The sequence below is a fragment of the Pseudomonas sp. R2-37-08W genome (genome assembly GCF_003851705.1).
Lineage (GTDB): Bacteria > Pseudomonadota > Gammaproteobacteria > Pseudomonadales > Pseudomonadaceae > Aquipseudomonas.
Genome location: NZ_CP027728.1, coordinates 3,940,751 through 3,957,676 on the forward strand (window position 1 = coordinate 3,940,751; position 16,926 = coordinate 3,957,676).

General features: G+C 61.1%; 20 protein-coding genes. 13 read left to right on the forward strand and 7 right to left on the reverse strand.

Annotated elements, in window-relative coordinates:
- Positions 1-39: 39 nt before the first annotated feature.
- On the forward strand, positions 40-843 hold the full coding sequence (locus tag C4J93_RS18120; RefSeq protein WP_124404817.1) for a hypothetical protein: 804 nt from the start codon (positions 40-42) through the stop codon (positions 841-843).
- 635 nt (positions 844-1,478) lie between these two features.
- Here C4J93_RS18120 and prmB read toward each other — a convergent pair.
- Complete coding sequence (prmB, locus tag C4J93_RS18125) at positions 1,479-2,387, reverse strand: 50S ribosomal protein L3 N(5)-glutamine methyltransferase (protein WP_124363711.1); 909 nt, start codon at positions 2,385-2,387, stop codon at positions 1,479-1,481.
- 238 nt (positions 2,388-2,625) lie between these two features.
- Between prmB and C4J93_RS18130 the strand changes: the two genes are divergently transcribed.
- The 5 genes from C4J93_RS18130 (at position 2,626) to C4J93_RS18150 (ending at position 5,408) form a co-directional block, all read left to right on the forward strand.
- Positions 2,626-3,216: a cysteine hydrolase family protein gene (locus C4J93_RS18130; protein ID WP_124363712.1), complete on the forward strand. Its 591-nt coding sequence runs from the start codon at positions 2,626-2,628 to the stop codon at positions 3,214-3,216.
- 141 nt (positions 3,217-3,357) lie between these two features.
- Positions 3,358-3,678, forward strand: coding sequence for a hypothetical protein (locus C4J93_RS18135; RefSeq protein WP_124363713.1), 321 nt, complete (start codon positions 3,358-3,360; stop codon positions 3,676-3,678).
- A gap of 75 nt (positions 3,679-3,753) precedes the next feature.
- Positions 3,754-4,311, forward strand: coding sequence for a Smr/MutS family protein (locus tag C4J93_RS18140; RefSeq protein WP_003175227.1), 558 nt, complete (start codon positions 3,754-3,756; stop codon positions 4,309-4,311).
- Between the two features lie 78 nt (positions 4,312-4,389).
- The gene (gene folE, locus C4J93_RS18145) at positions 4,390-4,935 is read left to right on the forward strand and encodes a GTP cyclohydrolase I FolE (protein ID WP_124363714.1); all 546 of its coding nucleotides are present in this window, start codon (positions 4,390-4,392) and stop codon (positions 4,933-4,935) included.
- A gap of 101 nt (positions 4,936-5,036) precedes the next feature.
- Positions 5,037-5,408, forward strand: a complete 372-nt coding sequence (locus C4J93_RS18150) for a glutathione S-transferase N-terminal domain-containing protein (RefSeq protein WP_124363715.1) — start codon at positions 5,037-5,039, stop codon at positions 5,406-5,408.
- A 463-nt stretch (positions 5,409-5,871) separates the two neighbouring features.
- Here the strand turns inward: C4J93_RS18150 and C4J93_RS18155 are convergent, their stop codons facing one another.
- Genes C4J93_RS18155 through C4J93_RS18165 form a run of 3 tightly spaced genes read right to left on the reverse strand, consistent with a single transcriptional unit; the run spans position 5,872 to position 8,808 of the window.
- Complete coding sequence (locus C4J93_RS18155; protein ID WP_124363716.1) at positions 5,872-6,192, reverse strand: hypothetical protein; 321 nt, start codon at positions 6,190-6,192, stop codon at positions 5,872-5,874.
- The gene (locus C4J93_RS18160; protein ID WP_124430128.1) at positions 6,189-7,514 is read right to left on the reverse strand and encodes an acyclic terpene utilization AtuA family protein; all 1,326 of its coding nucleotides are present in this window, start codon (positions 7,512-7,514) and stop codon (positions 6,189-6,191) included. Before C4J93_RS18160 ends, C4J93_RS18155 begins: the two co-directional genes overlap by 4 nt.
- Position 7,515: 1 nt before the next feature.
- A complete protein-coding gene (locus tag C4J93_RS18165; RefSeq protein ID WP_124363718.1) occupies positions 7,516-8,808 on the reverse strand; it encodes a CitMHS family transporter in 1,293 nt (430 codons plus the stop codon).
- A gap of 126 nt (positions 8,809-8,934) precedes the next feature.
- Here C4J93_RS18165 and C4J93_RS18170 point away from each other — a divergent pair, with 126 nt between their 5' ends.
- Complete coding sequence (locus C4J93_RS18170; RefSeq protein ID WP_124430129.1) at positions 8,935-9,831, forward strand: LysR family transcriptional regulator; 897 nt, start codon at positions 8,935-8,937, stop codon at positions 9,829-9,831.
- 152 nt (positions 9,832-9,983) lie between these two features.
- Here the strand turns inward: C4J93_RS18170 and C4J93_RS18180 are convergent, their stop codons facing one another.
- Entirely contained in the window at positions 9,984-10,586 is a 603-nt protein-coding gene (locus C4J93_RS18180; RefSeq protein WP_124363720.1) for a glutathione S-transferase family protein, read from the reverse strand.
- Positions 10,587-10,894: 308 nt separating this feature from the next.
- On the opposite strand from C4J93_RS18180, the gene C4J93_RS18185 reads away from it, so the two are divergent.
- Together C4J93_RS18185 and C4J93_RS18190 are read left to right on the forward strand one after the other, a co-directional pair.
- A complete protein-coding gene (locus C4J93_RS18185) occupies positions 10,895-12,241 on the forward strand; it encodes an NCS2 family permease (protein WP_124367803.1) in 1,347 nt (448 codons plus the stop codon).
- Positions 12,242-12,305: 64 nt separating this feature from the next.
- Positions 12,306-12,947 (forward strand): LysE family translocator, encoded by a 642-nt coding sequence (locus tag C4J93_RS18190; protein ID WP_124367804.1) that lies wholly within the window; start codon positions 12,306-12,308, stop codon positions 12,945-12,947.
- An 80-nt stretch (positions 12,948-13,027) separates the two neighbouring features.
- Here C4J93_RS18190 and uraH read toward each other — a convergent pair whose 3' ends face one another.
- The gene (gene uraH / locus C4J93_RS18195; protein WP_124367805.1) at positions 13,028-13,381 is read right to left on the reverse strand and encodes a hydroxyisourate hydrolase; all 354 of its coding nucleotides are present in this window, start codon (positions 13,379-13,381) and stop codon (positions 13,028-13,030) included.
- A gap of 47 nt (positions 13,382-13,428) precedes the next feature.
- The gene (locus tag C4J93_RS27175) at positions 13,429-13,743 is read right to left on the reverse strand and encodes a hypothetical protein (RefSeq protein WP_164485267.1); all 315 of its coding nucleotides are present in this window, start codon (positions 13,741-13,743) and stop codon (positions 13,429-13,431) included.
- A 77-nt stretch (positions 13,744-13,820) separates the two neighbouring features.
- Here C4J93_RS27175 and puuE point away from each other — a divergent pair, with 77 nt between their 5' ends.
- The 4 genes from puuE to C4J93_RS18220 all read left to right on the forward strand — a co-directional run bounded on the left by puuE (position 13,821) and on the right by C4J93_RS18220 (position 16,887).
- Positions 13,821-14,747 (forward strand): allantoinase PuuE, encoded by a 927-nt coding sequence (gene puuE, locus C4J93_RS18205; protein ID WP_124404827.1) that lies wholly within the window; start codon positions 13,821-13,823, stop codon positions 14,745-14,747.
- Positions 14,744-15,259 (forward strand): 2-oxo-4-hydroxy-4-carboxy-5-ureidoimidazoline decarboxylase, encoded by a 516-nt coding sequence (gene uraD, locus C4J93_RS18210; protein WP_124410448.1) that lies wholly within the window; start codon positions 14,744-14,746, stop codon positions 15,257-15,259. The genes puuE and uraD overlap by 4 nt, the downstream gene beginning before the upstream one ends.
- Before the next feature lie 41 nt (positions 15,260-15,300).
- A complete protein-coding gene (gene alc, locus C4J93_RS18215; protein WP_124430131.1) occupies positions 15,301-16,296 on the forward strand; it encodes an allantoicase in 996 nt (331 codons plus the stop codon).
- Between the two features lie 87 nt (positions 16,297-16,383).
- Positions 16,384-16,887, forward strand: a complete 504-nt coding sequence (locus C4J93_RS18220) for an ureidoglycolate lyase (RefSeq protein ID WP_124363727.1) — start codon at positions 16,384-16,386, stop codon at positions 16,885-16,887.
- The last annotated feature ends 39 nt before the right edge of the window (positions 16,888-16,926 follow it).

Below are 16,926 nucleotides of genomic sequence, written 5' to 3' on the forward strand. Positions count from 1 at the left end.
AGACGGTCGGCTCGCAGGGCTTGGACAGGATCGCGCCGCATGACAACCACTGAAGCAACCCCAGAAACCACCGCCGATACCCCGGCAGAAACCGAGGCCGCCGCAGCAGCGGCGCTGCCCTGGGCGGACGTGCACGCCGAACATTTCAAGATGCTGCGCCTCGCCCCGCTGGCCACCGACCGTGCGACCGGCGCGCGGCCATTGCGCTTTGTGCAGTTCGGTTATGCCGAGCGCCATGACTCGCATCACAGCCTGTTGCGCATGGTCATCCAATTGCCCGGCCAGCGCGTACGCCGCGAGCAGAACCAGCTGGATATCTGGGTAGATCACGATAAACATCGCGTGCACTTCGGCCCGGGTAACAGCCTGGAAATCGAACCGGTCAACCGCGGTCTTGGCCGTTTCCTGGTCGCCCAGGCCGCTGCCTGGGCCAAGAAGAAGTGGTCACACTACCGCGTCGACGGCGTGGACCTGGCCAACAAGGACGCGCTCAACGAAGCCACGCGCCTGCGCCGCGATCACTTCCTGCGCATCCAGGGTTTTGACGTGGCCTACGCCGACGTGCAACACCTCAAGGGTAACGTGCAGCCGGGCAAGGTCAGCGACGTGCTGGACAGTTGGAACACCGAGAAAGTGCAATTCGTCGAAATCCTCGAAGCCGCGCAGATGCTGCAACAGGCCGAGCACAACCTGGCCGAGCACGAAGTGAGACTGCGCAAGGAAGAGGAAAAGGTCACCAAGTTCAAGCGCGAGGACAGCGGGTTGCGCTTTACCATCACCTGCCTGGTGGCGTTTACGGTGTTTCAAGCGGGACTGTTGATCTGGATCGCCACGCACCGCTAGCAGGGTGAAATGCGATCAACCTGTGGGAGGGGGCTTGCTCCCGATAGCGGTGTGTCAGCTAGCAATGCATTTACTGACACTGCCTCATCGGGGCATAGGTATCTACACAATTTTGGCGCGGCCCTGAACCTGCGGCGGCCCAGGAGCTGAAGCCTCTCTAACTGATGCCCCGCGACCAAATGTGGGAGGGGGCTTGCCCCCGATGGCGGCCTGACAGCCGACCAGGATGTTGGATCAAGGCGAGTACATATCCGTTGCTGCGGTAACGGCTGCTATGGGTTCCGCCCTTACGGCGTCTCACTTTTGAAAAGCGCAAAAGTAAGCAAAACGCTCTTGCCCCACCACTCGGCACCTCGCCTAGGCTCGGTGTGCCCGTAATCCGACAGTGATTTGGGGGGCCGCCGCCACGCGCCATCCATGGCGCGGGGCGGCTAAACCGGCATCCCTGCCGGTTTACCCCCCAAATCACTATCGGATTCCGGCCAGCGTGGTTTAACGGGGCGCTTAAGATCAAGAGCAAGATCAAGAGCGGCTCGCTTCGCATCGTGGTTAGCGTAGGCTGCTGCTACACAGTTGTGTAGATACCTATGCTCATCGGGGGCAAGCCCCCTCCCACATTGACCGTGTTCCTTCAGTTAGATCCTATCGGTGAAGATTGCTTGATGCGCCCGGCACTGCTCAGCCGTGAGCATGAACACCCCATGCCCACCGCGCTGGAAGTCCAGCCAGGCAAAGTCCACTTCCGGGTACAGCGCCTCGACGTGTACCTGGCTGTTGCCCACTTCGACAATCAGCAGACCCTTCTCGGTCAGGTGGTCCGCCGCTTCGGCCAGCATCCGCCGTACCAGATTCAAGCCATCATCGCCGCAGGCCAGGCCCAGTTCAGGTTCGTGCTGGTATTCATCCGGCATGTCGGCGAAATCTTCGGCATCCACATAAGGCGGGTTCGACACGATCAAATCGAAGCGCTGCCCCGGCAGGCCCTCGAAGCCGTCGCCCTGCACCGTATACACGCGCTCATCGACGCCATGCCGCTCGATGTTCTGGTTGGCCACCTCCAGGGCTTCGAAGGACAAGTCGCCCAGTACCACCTCGGCGTCCGGGAACTCGTAGGCACAGGCGATGCCGATGCAACCGGAGCCGGTGCACAGGTCCAGAATGCGCGCCGGCGGCTGGGCCAGCCAGGGTTCAAAGCGGTTTTCGATCAGCTCGCCAATCGGCGAGCGCGGAATCAGCACGCGTTCATCGACAATGAACGACATGCCGCAGAACCAGGCTTCTTTCAGCAAGTAGGCGGTGGGAATACGCTCATGGATGCGACGATGCAGTAAACGCTGCACATGGGAGATTTCCTCTTCTTCCAGATTGCAGTCCAAGTAGCTGTCGGCAATTTCCCACGGCAGATGCAGGGCGCCGAGCACCAGTTGCCGGGCTTCGTCCCAGGCATTGTCGGTGCCATGGCCAAAAAACAGGTCTTCCCCATGGAAACGGCTGACAGCCCAACGGATATGGTCGCGCAAAGTGCGCAGGCGGGAAGTGATCACGGGGGCAGACTCCTGGAAAAAACGACTGGCGATTCTAACAGCGTTCACCTGTACCGACGATGTACGAAACGCCTTTGCCATACGTCGGATTTCATCCAAATTGCCACCATTGGCTTAAACAACTCACCCACTTGACAGGGCTGCACGTCAACAACGGCGTACCTTACGATGGTAGCGATTCACAGAACCGCTCAGCCAGTGGACAATGTCACAAAAGCCCCCTGACAGGAGCCCCAGAATGTCCGTTCCAAAGACGATGTTTCAACTCAGCGGTCGTGGTTACGCAGCTGCCAACCTTGCCCATGCGACGCTCGTGATCATCGACGCCCAGAAGGAGTACCTCAGCGGCCCACTCGCCCTCTCGGGCATGGACGCGGCGGTCGGCAACATCAAGCAACTGGTGGCCGCTGCGCGCAACGCCGGGCGGCCGATCGTGCATGTGCGTCACCTGGGTACCGTGGGCGGCCTGTTCGATCCGCAAGGCGAGCGCGGCGAATTCATCCCCGGCCTGGAACCTGAAGGCGACGAAACCATCATCGGCAAGTTGCTGCCCAGCGCCTTCCACGGCACCGGCCTGGAAAAACACCTGCAGGACCTGGGTTCCCTGGACCTGATCGTCTGCGGTTTCATGAGCCACTCCAGCGTCAGCACCACGGTGCGCGCCGCCAAGAACCTCGGCTTTCGCTGCACCCTGGTGGAAGATGCCTGCGCCACCCGCGACTTGCCCTACAAAGGCGGCGTGCTCAGTGCCGAGCATGTGCAGCAAACCGAAATGGCCATCATGGCTGACAACTTCGCCACCCTGGCATTGACCAAAGACCTCATCTGATCGCCCCTGTAATGAGCGGTGCGCCCGGTTGATTGCCCCGCTCATCCGCAAAACGTGTTCATTTCGCGCATTTACCCCGGGCACAGGAACAACCTGTGTATCTTCCGGTCGAAGGGCCGATACCCTGGAGGAAAGGTCGGAATGAAGATATCCGATGGTTTTGATGCTCGTCGCTTGCGCCCCAAGGGCCCGAGCAACTGGCGTCTGCGCCTGGTGGCGGGCATTGCCGCGCTGCTGGCGATTGTAGGTGTGGCGCTGGCGGGCGCGGGTGGCGCCGGCCTGTTTGGGCATTCGCCAGCACTGGGCGAGCTGAATGCCAGCCCTGGCGGCTCGGCGATCCTGCTGGGCATCGGCCTGCTGGTGGTGTGGCTGGGCGTGTGGTTGTGGCGCCGCAGCCGGCGCAGAATGCGCCAGCCGCTGTCGTTGAACATCGCTTCGCACCTGATGAAAAAACACGACTGATGGCGCTTGGATAGCATTTGCTGCGCCCTGTCCGCCGCGATTTAGGTAAACTGCCCGCCCTTCGCGGAGGCTGACATGCAAGACGACGATTTTTCCCTGTTCAAGAACGAGCTGCGCGGCGTCAAGCCGATCAAGCACGACCGCGCCGACACCGGCAAACCCAAGGCTGATCGGGCGCAGATTGCCAAGCTGCGCCAGGCCGCGACCGTGCGCACCGATGCCACCACCGTGGATGGCTTGTCGGACCAGTTCGTGATCGACGTAGGCCCCGAAGATGAGCTGATGTGGGCACGTGACGGGGTACAGGAAAGCCAGATGCGCAAGCTCAAGGCCGGCCAGATCCCGTTCGAAGGCAGCCTCGACCTGCACGGCATGACCGTGGAAAAAGCCCGGGAAACACTGTGGGCTTTTCTTGCCGAAGCCACCAAGTTCGAAATCCGCTGCGTGCGCGTCACCCACGGCAAGGCCGTGCGGCTGGACGGCAAGCGGCCGATGATCAAGAGCCACGTCAACACCTGGCTGCGCCAGCATGCCCAGGTCCTTGGCTTTACCTCGTGCCAGGCCCGCCACGGCGGCGCCGGCGCGGTGTATGTAATGCTCAAGCGCACCATGATGGAAGGCCGCGACGAGTAACAAGTGCCATCGTCAGGCTTGCAGCGATGTGTCCGCCCCCGTAACCTTGCGCTTTGCGAAAATCCCACAGGTAGTTTCATGTCCCTGGAACAGAATTACACAGAGATTCTCGGCCAACTCGGCGAGGACATCTCCCGTGAGGGCCTGCTCGACACGCCAAAGCGTGCCGCCAAGGCGATGCAGTACCTCTGCCGCGGTTACGAACAGACGTTGGAAGAAGTCACCAACGGTGCCTTGTTCAGCTCCGACAACAGCGAAATGGTGCTGGTCAAGGACATCGAGTTGTACTCGCTGTGCGAACACCACCTGCTGCCGTTTATCGGCAAGGCCCATGTTGCCTACATCCCGAGCGGCAAAGTGCTGGGGCTATCGAAGGTCGCGCGGATCGTCGACATGTATGCGCGTCGCCTGCAGATCCAGGAAAACCTCAGCCGCCAGATCGCTGACGCGGTGCTGCAAGTGACCGGCGCCCTGGGCGTGGCGGTGGTGATTGAAGCCAAGCACATGTGCATGATGATGCGCGGTGTGGAAAAACAGAACTCGTCGATGATCACGTCGGTGATGCTCGGTGAGTTCCGCGAGAACGCGGCCACCCGCAGCGAATTTCTCAGCCTGATCAAGTAAGTGGCTGTGTAGGAAAAGCCGGCGTTCATCGCCGGTTTTTTTTCGCCTGCAGAATTCAGGTAAGCTGCGACCCCTTCTTCATGGGCAAGAGGCTTTCAGCCATGTTCGTCAAAGCACTTCGAGTGGGCCTCGGCCAGATCATCATCGCCGGCGACTTCCTGACCCGTCCGCGCAAAAAGCAGCGCCCGGCCGAACAACAGGCCAAGGTCAACGCAGCCGCCAAGGACCTGACCCTGTATCAGTTCCACGCCTGCCCTTTCTGCGTGAAAACCCGTCGCACCCTGCATCGCCTGAATGTGCCGGTAGCACTCAAGGATGCGAAGAACAACGAGCACGACCGCCAGACCTTGCTGGAGCAAGGCGGCAAGATCAAAGTGCCGTGCCTGCGCATCGAGGAAAACGGCCAGACCACCTGGATGTATGACTCCAAGGTCATCATTGACTACCTGGACAAACGCTTCGCCGCGATCTGATTGACCTGTGCGATCCAATGTGGGAGGGGGCTTGCCCCCGATGGCGGTGTGCCAGTCAGCAATTTTTCAACTGACCGACCGCTATCGGGGACAAGCCCCCTCCCACATTGGACCTGCGGCGCTTGGGCTGGATCATCCGGCACCCAGGACCAGAAAAGCCTGTTTCCCGGCATTTCCTGATGAAACCGGCTCAACCTGTGGGAGGGGGCTTGCCCTCGATAGCGGTGTAATAGTCAGCAATTTTTTGACTGACAGACCGCTATCGGGAGCAAGCCCCCTCCCACATTGGACCTGCGGCGCTTGGGCTGGATCATCCGGCACCCAGGACCAGAAAGGCCTGTTTTCCGGCATTTCCTGAAGAAACCGGCTCAACCTGTGGGAGGGGGCTTGCTCCCGATAGCGGTGTGCCAGTCAGCAATGTTTCAACTGACCGACCGCTATCGGGGGCAAGCCCCTCCCACATTTAGTTTGGTGCTGACATATCCAGGTCCAGCAGCGCCGAGCCCAGGCACTTGCCGTGGGCATCCAGTGCCAGTGAACGCGTGACGCCGCCGCGCAAAATGCCCGGCAGCACGAAGTTCAGCGCCTGTACGTTGGGCAATGCATAACGTTGCACCGGCGCCGCGCCAGGCTCCAGCAGGTCTGCGAAAAACGCGGCGACGCGCTCGGCGGTCAGCTGTTCACACAGCAACGGGTAATCCTCGGCGCGATAAGCAATGATCGAGATGTTCGACGTATCGCCCTTATCCCCGGTGCGGGAGTGGGCCAGTGAATGCAACTTCATGCTTCTATCCTCGGTTTGACCCTGTCACGAGGCAGCAGCAACGACGCCACCGCCACCACCTGGCGCACGCTCTTGCTCGCTCCGCCACCGCCAGCGGGGCCGTTGGTGTAGAGGGTTTCCACTTCATTGCCGATGCGCACGGCGTCGCTGCGTTCTTCACACCGGGCGGCGACCCGCAGGCGCACTTCCCAAGGCTCGGCATTGCTGCGCGGGCCATGCAAGGCATCCATGCCGATCAACTCGGCGCGCACTTCCTGCATCTTCACACCGGTCAGCTCCAGACGCTTGAGCACCACCTCGCGCGCCAGTTGCGCCCGTGAGACAGCGCCCGGGCCGCCGTAGGACATCTGCCCCTCACCGATCCAACCATCAAGATAACCGACGCTGACTTTCAATTGTTCGGGCCGCGCCCGCCCTGTGGCGCCGTGGGCACGCACCCGATCAACGCCCTCCTCGACAAACCCCACCTGTGAAAAATCGGCCGTGACGTCCGGGGTCAAATACGCTTGCGGGTCGTGCACTTCGTAGATCAGTTGTTCGCTGCAGGTGGCGCGGCTGACCTGCCCCCCGGAGCCCGCGACCTTGGTGATCAAGGCAGTGCCGTCGGCATCGATCTCGGCCAACGGAAAGCCCAGGCGTGCCAAGTCATCCACATCCTTGAGGCCTGGATCCGCAAAATAACCGCCACTGACCTGCCCGGCACATTCGAGCAAGTGCCCGACCAGGGTGCCCTTGCCCAGGCGCTGCCAATCGTCGGCGGCCCAGCCAAACTCAAACATCTGCGGCGCGAGAAACAATGACGGGTCGGCCACACGCCCGGTAATCACCACATCGGCATCGGCGCGCAGGGCTTCAAGGATACCGTCCACGCCCAGGTAGGCATTCGCCGAAATCAGCCGCTCACCCAGTGCGCCCAGGGTCAGGCCGTTGTCCAGCAACTGCTCGGGACGCAACGCCGCCAGCACGTCATCGCCGACCACGGCCACCACCTTGAGGTTCGCCCCCAGTTCACGGGCGATACGCCGCACTTCGACGGCGGCCGACACCGGGTTGGCCGCGCCCATATTAGTGATCACGCGCAAACGGCGGCGGCCCTCATGTAACCCGACAAAGGGCAGCACCCGGCGCATGCGCTCGCTCAACAAAGGGTCATAGCCGCCTGCCGGATCGCTGATGCGCGCCTGTTGGGCCAGGGCGATGGTGCGTTCGGCCAGGCATTCGAACACCAGGTAATCCAGGTCGCCCTGTTCGGCCAGTTCCACGGCGGGTTCGATACGGTCACCGGAGTAGCCGGCACCGGCGCCGATGCGCAAGGTTTTCATCTCAGATAACTCCCAGGAGCAGCGCGGTCAGGGTCATCAACACCGACGCGGCGAACAGAAAAGGAATGGTGAAGCGCTGGTGATCGGCCAGCTCGATCTTGCACAGGCCCACCAACAGGAAAGTCGCCGGGGTCAACGGGCTGACCGGAAAGCCCGTGGTGTGCACGCCCAGTAACGAGGCCTGGGCCACTTGCAGCGGGTCGACACCCAGCGCCTTGCCAACTTCGGCAATCACCGGCATCACGCCGAAATAGTAGGAATCGGGGTCGAACAGCATGCTCAACGGCATGGAAATGAAGCCCACCACCGCCGGGATCAACTTGCCATGACCCGCAGGAATCTGCGCCACCGCCACTTCGGCAATCGCCTTGAGCATGCCGGTGCCTTGCATGATGCCGGTGAACACGCCGGCGGCAAGCAGGATGCTGGCCATGGTCAGGGCGGTTTTCGCATGGGCGTCGATACGGGCGCGCTGGGCGTCGACGTTGGGGTAGTTGATACACAGCGCCACCACGGTGCCGAGCATGAACATCACCACTGGGTCGACCCAGCCGGCGATCATCACTACCATCACCAGCACGGTGAGGATGAGGTTGACCCAGAACAGCCGTGGCCGACGCAGCTGGATATCGGCGTCACTGAGCACCCGTTGCGGCACCGCGTCCACGCTGGAGCCGGCCCCCAGGCCCAGGCGTTTTTCTTCACGATGGCCCAGCCACCAGGCGCAGGCGAACACAAAGATCAGCCCGACGATCTGCACTGGAATCAACGGTTGGAACAGGTCCGCCACCGGCACATGCAGGGCGGCCGACGAGCGCAGCACCGGGCCGGTCCACGGCAGGAAATTGACCCCGGCCGCCATCGCGCAGACACACGCCAGAATGCGTTTGTCGATGCCCAGCCGCGTATACAGCGGCAGCATTGCCGGCACCGTCACCAGGAAGGTCACCGCGCCGGACCCGTCCAGGTGCACCAGCAGCGCCAGGGTCGCAGTACCGACGACAATTCGTGTAGGACGCGTCCCTACCGTGCGCAGAATCCGCTCGATGATCGGGTCGAGCATGCCGGCATCGGTCATGATCCCGAAAAACAGAATGGCGAACACAAACATGCCCACCACGGGGGCGACGTTCTTGATGCCGGTAATGATGAAGGCGCTGGTTTGCAGACCGAAGCCACCGAGCAACGCAGCAATGATCGGCAGGGCGATCAGCGCCACCAGCGGCGAGAGGCGTTTGCTCATGACGGCAGCAAGCAGACACAGAATGGTAATGACACCCAGGGTAGCGAGCATGGGTTACTCCAGAGCGGCCTTGATGGGCCGGTTATTGTTTTCCCTGGAGTATTGGAATCAGGTTAGGCTTTGTAAATTGGAATATTCAGACACCGGTGTTCGGAAAAACAAAATGAAGCCGCCCGTATGAAAAACAGCATCCAACACATCCAGGCATTCCTCGCCGTTGCTCGCACCGGCAGCTTTACCAAGGCCGCCAGCGAGCTGAACCTGTCCCCCTCGGCGCTGACCGTGCAGGTGCAACAATTGGAAGAGTGGCTGGGCGTCGCCCTGCTCGACCGCAGCCCGCGCCATGTGGCTATCACCGCCGCCGGCCACGACGCGCGTGGCCCCATGGAAAAACTGCTGCTGGACCTGGACAACATCGTCACCGGCTCGCGCGATCTCGCAGCCCTGCGCCGTGGCGTAGTGACCATCGCCGCCCTGCCCTCGGTGTGCGCCGGCAGCCTGCCGCCGGTGTTGCGCCTGTTTCGCGAACGCTTCGCCGGGATTGAAGTGCGCCTGCATGACCTGGTGGCCCACCGCATCCAGGCCCAGGTGCGTTCCGGCGAGGTGGACTTCGGTATCGGCGTGCGCGCGCGCCTGAGCCACGGCCTGGACTTCGTGCCGGTCCTCAATGACCGGCTCTGCGCGTTCGTGCCGCTGGGTCACGCCCTCGCCCACCATCGGCAGCTGACCCTGGAACAACTGGCGGACCAACCGATCATCCTCACCGGCCGCGACAGCAGCGTGCGCGAACAGGTGGATGCGTTGTTCGATGAAACGCGGCTGACGCTGAATGCGGGCATGGAGGCCAACTACATGTCCACGGTGCTGGCGCTGGTGCGCCAGGGATTGGGGATCAGCGTGCTGCCGGAGTCGGCGGCGGATAGCCTGGAGGGGTTGAAGCGGATCAACATCGACCATCCTGGGGTGAACAGAGAGATCGGCTTGATCAGTCGCAGTGGGATGGCATTGAGCCCGGCGGCGCAACGCTGTTTTGAACTGCTCAACGCAGAGTTATCTGACACACCACCGGACTAAATGTGGGAGGGGGGCAAGGCTTTTTGTAGGAGCGAGCTTGCTCGCGAAGAACTCAGGGCCACCGCGTTTATCCAGAATGAACGCGTTGCCCGGGCGTTTTTCGCGAGCAAGCTCGCTCCTACAGTGAGCCCATCCCACCTTCGGATGGTGGCTCAGCCCAGCATCGCCACATGGTTTGGATGACTGGCCACGCGCTGCAACCATGCCTGCACCGCCGGATAAGGCGCCAGGTCAAAGCCCCCTTCATGGGCCACATGGGTGTAGGCATACAACGCGATATCGGCAATCGAATACTGCTCGCCCACCAGGTACGGCGTGGCTTGCAGCTGACGTTCCATGACCTTCAGTGCCTTGTAACCGCCCTTGTGGCTGGTCTTGTATTCTTCAAGACGATCCTGCGGCATGTTCAGGTAAAACTGAATGAACCGCGCCACCGCAATATACGGCTCGTGGCTGTATTGCTCGAAGAACTGCCACTGCAACACCTGGGTGCGCAAGCGCGGCTCACTGGGTAAAAACTCGCTGCCATCGGCGAGGAAGTTGAGGATCGCATTGGACTCCCACAGGCAGGTACCGTCTTCCAGTTCCAGCACCGGGATCTTGCCGTTGGGGTTCTTGGCAAGAAATTCAGGGGTTTGGGTGTCACCCTTGAGAATATCGATATCGATCCATTGGTACGGGATGCCCAACAGGCTGAGCATCAATTTGACCTTGTAGCAATTGCCCGATCTGTAATCGCCATAAACCTTGTACATGGGCTCCCCTTCTGCCGCTTCGCGCGCTCTGAGCGAACGCTTGCGCCATCAAAGTGCGGGTATCGAGGGATTGTTTCAAGGCGTGCGGCAGAATAAATCTGGCCGACTGCGCTGGAAGCAGCCTTTCATCCCTTTCCGCCAAGATAATCGAAAACATTATTTGCTTTATTTGTATACAAAAGCATAATTCGCTTCGTGCGAGTTCCTGACCTAATGGTCAATAAAACCCGCCAATACCTCAAAGCGCTGTTGCCCACTCATGTGACCGGCGCTGGAAATAACAATAAAACGATTGAGGAGTACTCGCTGTGGATAGCCGCAAAACCGAAGCCCCTACGCTGGATCTCGCCGCGCCCCAAGGCGGCTGGCTGGAACGCCTGTTCAAACTGCGTTTGCATGGCACCACAGTGAAGACCGAGTTGATCGCCGGCCTCACGACGTTCATCACCATGGCCTACATCATCTTCGTCAACCCCAACATCATGGCCGACGCCGGCATCGATCACGGCGCGGCCTTCGTCGCCACCTGCATCGCCGCCGCGCTGGGTTGCCTGTTGATGGGCCTGTACGCCAACTGGCCGGTGGGCCTGGCGCCGGGCATGGGCTTGAACGCGTTTTTCACCTACACCGTGGTCGGCACCATGGGCTACCACTGGGAAACCGCGCTGGGTGCAGTGTTTATCTCGGGCGTGCTGTTCATGGGCCTCACCTTGTCCCGCGTGCGCGAATGGCTGCTCAACAGCATTCCGGTGAGCCTGCGACACGCCATGGGCGCGGGTGTCGGCTTGTTTCTCGGGGTGATCGGCCTGAAGACCGCCGGCATCATCGTCGACAGCCCCGCCACGCTGATCAAGCTCGGCTCGCTGCACGAGCCCGCGCCCCTGCTGGCGGCGGTGTGCTTCCTGCTGATTGCGATCCTCAGCTATCACCGCGTGTTCGGCGCGATCCTCATCAGCATCATCGCCGTGACCCTGGCCGGCTGGGGCCTGGGCCTGGTGCACTACAACGGCATTCTCTCCACCCCGCCGAGCCTGGCGCCGACCTGGATGGCCATGGACGTCAAGGGTGTGTTCAATGTCAGCATGATCAGCGTGGTATTTGCCTTTCTTTTTGTACACATGTTTGACACTGCCGGTACACTGATGGGCGTTGCGCAACGTGCCGGGCTGGTCAATGCCGACGGCAAGATCGATAACCTGTCCCGTGCGTTGAAAGCCGACAGCGCCTCCAGCGTGTTCGGGGCCATGGTCGGCGTGCCGCCCGTGACCAGCTACGTGGAAAGCGCCGCCGGGGTGGCTGCCGGCGGGCGCACCGGGCTGACGGCGGTGACGGTGGGTATTTTGTTCGTGGCGGCGATGTTTTTTGCGCCGCTGGCGGGCATGATTCCAGCCTATGCCACGGCGGGCGCGTTGATTTACGTGGCGATGCTGATGATGGCGAGCATGGCGCATATCAATTGGGACGAGGCCACCGACAGCATTCCGGCCATCGTCACGGCGATCATGATGCCGCTGACCTTCTCGGTGGCCGACGGCATCGCGCTGGGCTTTATCACCTATGTCGCGCTGAAGGCCGGCACCGGTAAGCACAAGGAAATTTCCGTCAGCCTGTGGGTGCTGTGCGTGATTTTTATCGCCAAGTTCGCCTTCCTGTAAGGCCCCACGGCTGCACCGCGCCTCACCCCGTCGGGTGGGGCTTTCGTACGATTGGAGGACTGCAATGAACCTGGAAACCTGGCTGCTGTTCAGCGGCGCGGCGCTGGTGGTGATCCTGATCCCTGGCCCTCTTTCCCTGCTGATGATCAGCAACAGCTTGAACTACGGCCTGCGCCGTTCGTACCCGGCGTTCCTGGGCGGGGTATTTGCTTCGATCTGCCTGCTGAGCGCCTCGGCCTTGGGCCTTGGCGCGTTGTTGCTGGCGTCCGAGCAAGTGTTCAGCGCGCTGAAAATCGTCGGCGCGATGTACTTGTTTTACCTGGCTTGGCAGAGCTGGCAGCAATCACGCCGTCCGGCCGAGGGTGCTGATGTGCCACAAGTGGCGTCGACCCCACGTTTTCGCGTGCTGTTCGGTCGCGCCTTTGTGCTGGGGGCCAGCAACCCCAAGGACATCCTGTTCTTTGCCGCCTTCCTGCCGCAATTTCTCAGCGCGGATCAGGCATTCCTGCCGCAGCTGTTGACCATGATCGCCACCTGGACCGTGCTCGACCTGCTGTGCAAGCTTGGTTACGGCCTGGGTGCGCAGAGCGCCGCGCGGTATTTGCGTAGCGGCTCGGGCCAGAGCTGGTTCAACCGCATCAGCGCCGCCTTGTTCGGCTGCGCCGGCGTGGCCTCGCTGATCAAGGCTCGAGCGCCACTGGGTTGAATGCGCAGCCGAAAAAAAGCCCGCAGTGTGGGCGGGCAAAAAACCAACGAAGAGCTTGGGGGTATGAAGCGAGGTGACGCTCAGCTACCGCGATAGGTGGAATAGCTGTAAGGCGAAATCAGTAACGGGACATGGTAGTGATCCTGCTCGGCGCTGATGCCGAACCGCAGCACTACCACATCGAGGAAAGCCGGCTCCGGCAACTGCACGCCACGGGCGCGGTAATAGTCGCCGGCGCTGAACTGCAATTGATAGACACCGCTGCGGTAGTCGTCGCCCTGCAGCAACGGTGCGTCGCAGCGACCGTCGTCGTTGGTCACGGCGGTGGCGACCAGCGTTAGTTGCGCGCCGTCGACGCGGTATAGCTCAACCTTGATTGTGCTGCCGGGGCAGCCGTGCGCGGCATCCAAAACGTGTGTGGTCAAACGTCCCATGGCGTTTATGCGCCTCCCGAAGTCAGTCATAAAGAACCCGCACTCTTTCAGGGCATCGAAAAAGCCGGTGAGAGCTGATTAAGACATTTTTCAAAAAAATTGTACACAATAAATTCAACAGACTCTAAACCTCTGTAGGAGCGAGCTTGCTCGCGAAAAAGCTCAACGCCAACGCGAAGTTCCAGGTAGAAAAGTGGCGCACTCAGGCTTTTCGCGAGCAAGCTCGCTCCTACAGTGAATTTTTTTGTGGTTAGCTGACCGGTTAGGCAAGTTTCTTGCAGCGGCCCTGCAAAGATACCTGCAGAAAAAATGCAGAAATGCAGGCTTACAAAGTGAGCAATAAGTTGTATACAATCACTCATCGCTGTGACGCCACCCAGTCTTTCCGCTGCCCGGCCGCCACACACACTTGCTACCACGAACAAGAAGGAAGACTGCAGTGAGCGCTGACTACCCACGCGACCTGATCGGTTACGGCAGTAACCCTCCTCACCCCCACTGGCCGGGCAATGCACGTATCGCGCTGTCGTTCGTACTCAATTACGAAGAAGGCGGCGAGCGCAATATCCTGCATGGCGATAAAGAGTCCGAAGCCTTCCTCTCGGAAATGGTCTCGGCGCAACCGCTGCAGGGCGCGCGCAACATGAGCATGGAGTCGCTGTACGAATACGGAAGCCGTGCCGGGGTGTGGCGCATCCTCAAGCTGTTCAAGGAATTCGACATCCCGCTGACCATCTTCGCCGTGGCCATGGCCGCCCAGCGCCATCCGGACGTGATCCGCGCCATGGTTGCCGCCGGCCACGAGATCTGCAGCCACGGTTACCGCTGGATCGACTACCAGTACATGGACGAGGCCCAGGAACGCGAGCATATGCTCGAAGCGATCCGCATCCTCACCGAGCTGACCGGTGAACGCCCGCTGGGCTGGTACACCGGCCGCACCGGCCCCAACACGCGGCGCCTGGTGATGGAGGAAGGCGGCTTCCTGTATGACTGCGACACCTACGACGACGACCTGCCCTACTGGGAACCCAACACGCCCACCGGCAAGCCGCATCTGGTCATCCCTTACACCTTGGACACCAACGACATGCGCTTCACCCAGGTGCAGGGTTTCAACAAGGGCGACGACTTTTTCGAATACCTCAAGGACGCCTTCGACGTGCTCTATGCCGAAGGGGCCGAAGCGCCGAAGATGCTGTCCATCGGCCTGCACTGCCGCCTGATCGGGCGCCCGGCGCGCCTGGCTTCGTTGAAGCGCTTTATCGAGTACGCCAAAAGCCATGAACAGGTGTGGTTCACCCGCCGCGTCGACATCGCCCGGCACTGGCAGCACACCCACCCCTGCACGGGAGCGGCGAAATGACTGCATTCCAAACCCTTGAACCGTCGAGCCTGAGCCGCGATGAATTTGTCGCCGCCTTCGCCGATATCTACGAACACTCGCCATGGGTGGCCGAAAAGGCCTTCGACCTGGGCCAGGATGCGTCGATCGACCAGATCGAAACCCTGCACCAGCGCATGAGCGATATCCTGTTGAGCGCCGATCACGCCAGCCAGCTGGCCCTGATCAACGCTCACCCGGACCTGGCCGGCAAAGCCGCCGTCCAGGGCCAGCTTACCGCAGCCAGCACTGGAGAACAGGCTGGCGCCGGTATACACCAATGCACGGCCGAAGAGTTCTCGCGCTTCACCGAGCTGAACGAGGCCTACAAGGCCAAGTTCAAGTTTCCCTTCATCATGGCGGTAAAAGGCAGCAACCGGCACCAGATCCTGGCCGCGTTCGAAACGCGCATTCACAACTCGGTTGAAGCCGAGTTCAACTGCGCGCTGGCCGAGATCAACAAGATCGCGTTGTTCCGATTACTGACCCTCTGAATGACCATCCCCAGCCACTCTATCCAAGGCAGACAAGAAGAATGAAAGCGCAACCCGTACCTTTCGAGAAGTTCGTCAACCTCGCCGACGCCCGCCTGGGCACCAAGATCATCGAAGTCACCGATGACTGGTTCGCCGACGCCAACCGCCTGTTCCAGCCGACCCCGGCCGTGTGGAAGGAGGGCGTTTTCGATGACAACGGCAAGTGGATGGACGGCTGGGAGTCACGCCGCAAGCGCTTCGAAGGCTACGACAGCGCGGTGATCCGCCTGGGCGTGCCGGGCTCGATCAAGGGCGTGGACATCGACACCTCATTCTTCACCGGCAACTACCCGCCGTCGGCCTCCCTGGAAGCCTGCTTCCTCGCCTCGGGTGAGCCGGACGCTAACACCCAGTGGGTGGAAGTGCTGTCGGCGGTCGAGCTGAAAGGCAACAGCCACCATTACCATGAGATCCACAACGCACAGGCGTTCAGCCACCTGCGGTTCAACATCTACCCGGATGGCGGCGTGGCCCGTCTGCGCGTGTACGGTGTGCCGTTCCGCGACTGGTCTGCGGTGGGCGACAACGAACAGGTCGACCTGGCCGCCGCGCTTAATGGCGGGCGTGCCCTGGCCTGCTCCGATGAACACTTCGGGCGCATGAGCAACATCCTCAACCCAGGCCGTGGCATCAACATGGGCGATGGTTGGGAAACCGCACGTCGCCGTACGCCGGGCAATGACTGGGTGATCGTCGCGCTGGGCCACCCTGGCGAAATCGAGAAAATCATCGTCGACACCCTGCACTTCAAGGGCAACTACCCGGACACCTGCTCGATCCAGGGCGCGTTCGTCAAGGGCGGCACCGACAGCCAGATCGAAACCCAATCGCTGTTCTGGCGTGAACTGCTGCCGGCACAGAAACTGGAAATGCACGCCGAACACACCTTCGCCGAGCAGATCAAGGCGCTGGGGCCGATTACCCACATCCGCTTGAATGTGTTCCCGGATGGGGGCGTGAGTCGCCTGCGGGTGTTGGGCAAGGTAGCCAAATAAGCGAACCAAGAGCGGACGCAGAGCGTCCAGGGCAGCGTTCCCACGCAGAGCGTGGGAACGATCCAACTCCAGATTAAGAAGACAGCCATGCGCACACTGACGATCGAACCCCTGACCAAAGAAGCCTTCGCCCCCTTCGGAGACGTTATCGAAACCGATGGCAGCGATCACTTCATGATCAACAACGGGTCGACCATGCGCTTTCACAAACTGGCGACGGTCGAAACAGCACAGCCTGAAGACCACGCCATCATCAGCATCTTCCGCGCCGACGCGCAGGACATGCCGCTGACCGTGTGCATGCTGGAGCGACACCCGCTGGGCAGCCAGGCCTTCATTCCGCTGCTCGGCAACCCCTTTCTGATCGTGGTCGCGCCACTTGGCGATGCACCTGTATCAGGTTTGGTCCGCGCCTTCGTCACCAACGGCAGGCAGGGCATCAATTACCATCGCGGCGTCTGGCACCACCCGGTGCTGACGATCGAAAAGCGGGATGACTTCCTGGTGGTTGATCGCAGTGGCACAGGCAATAACTGCGATGAGCATTTTTTCAAAGAGGATGAGCGGTTGATCCTCGCCCCCCACCAATAAGAGAAGGTCTGATCACCCGACAACAAGGGCGACAGGCGA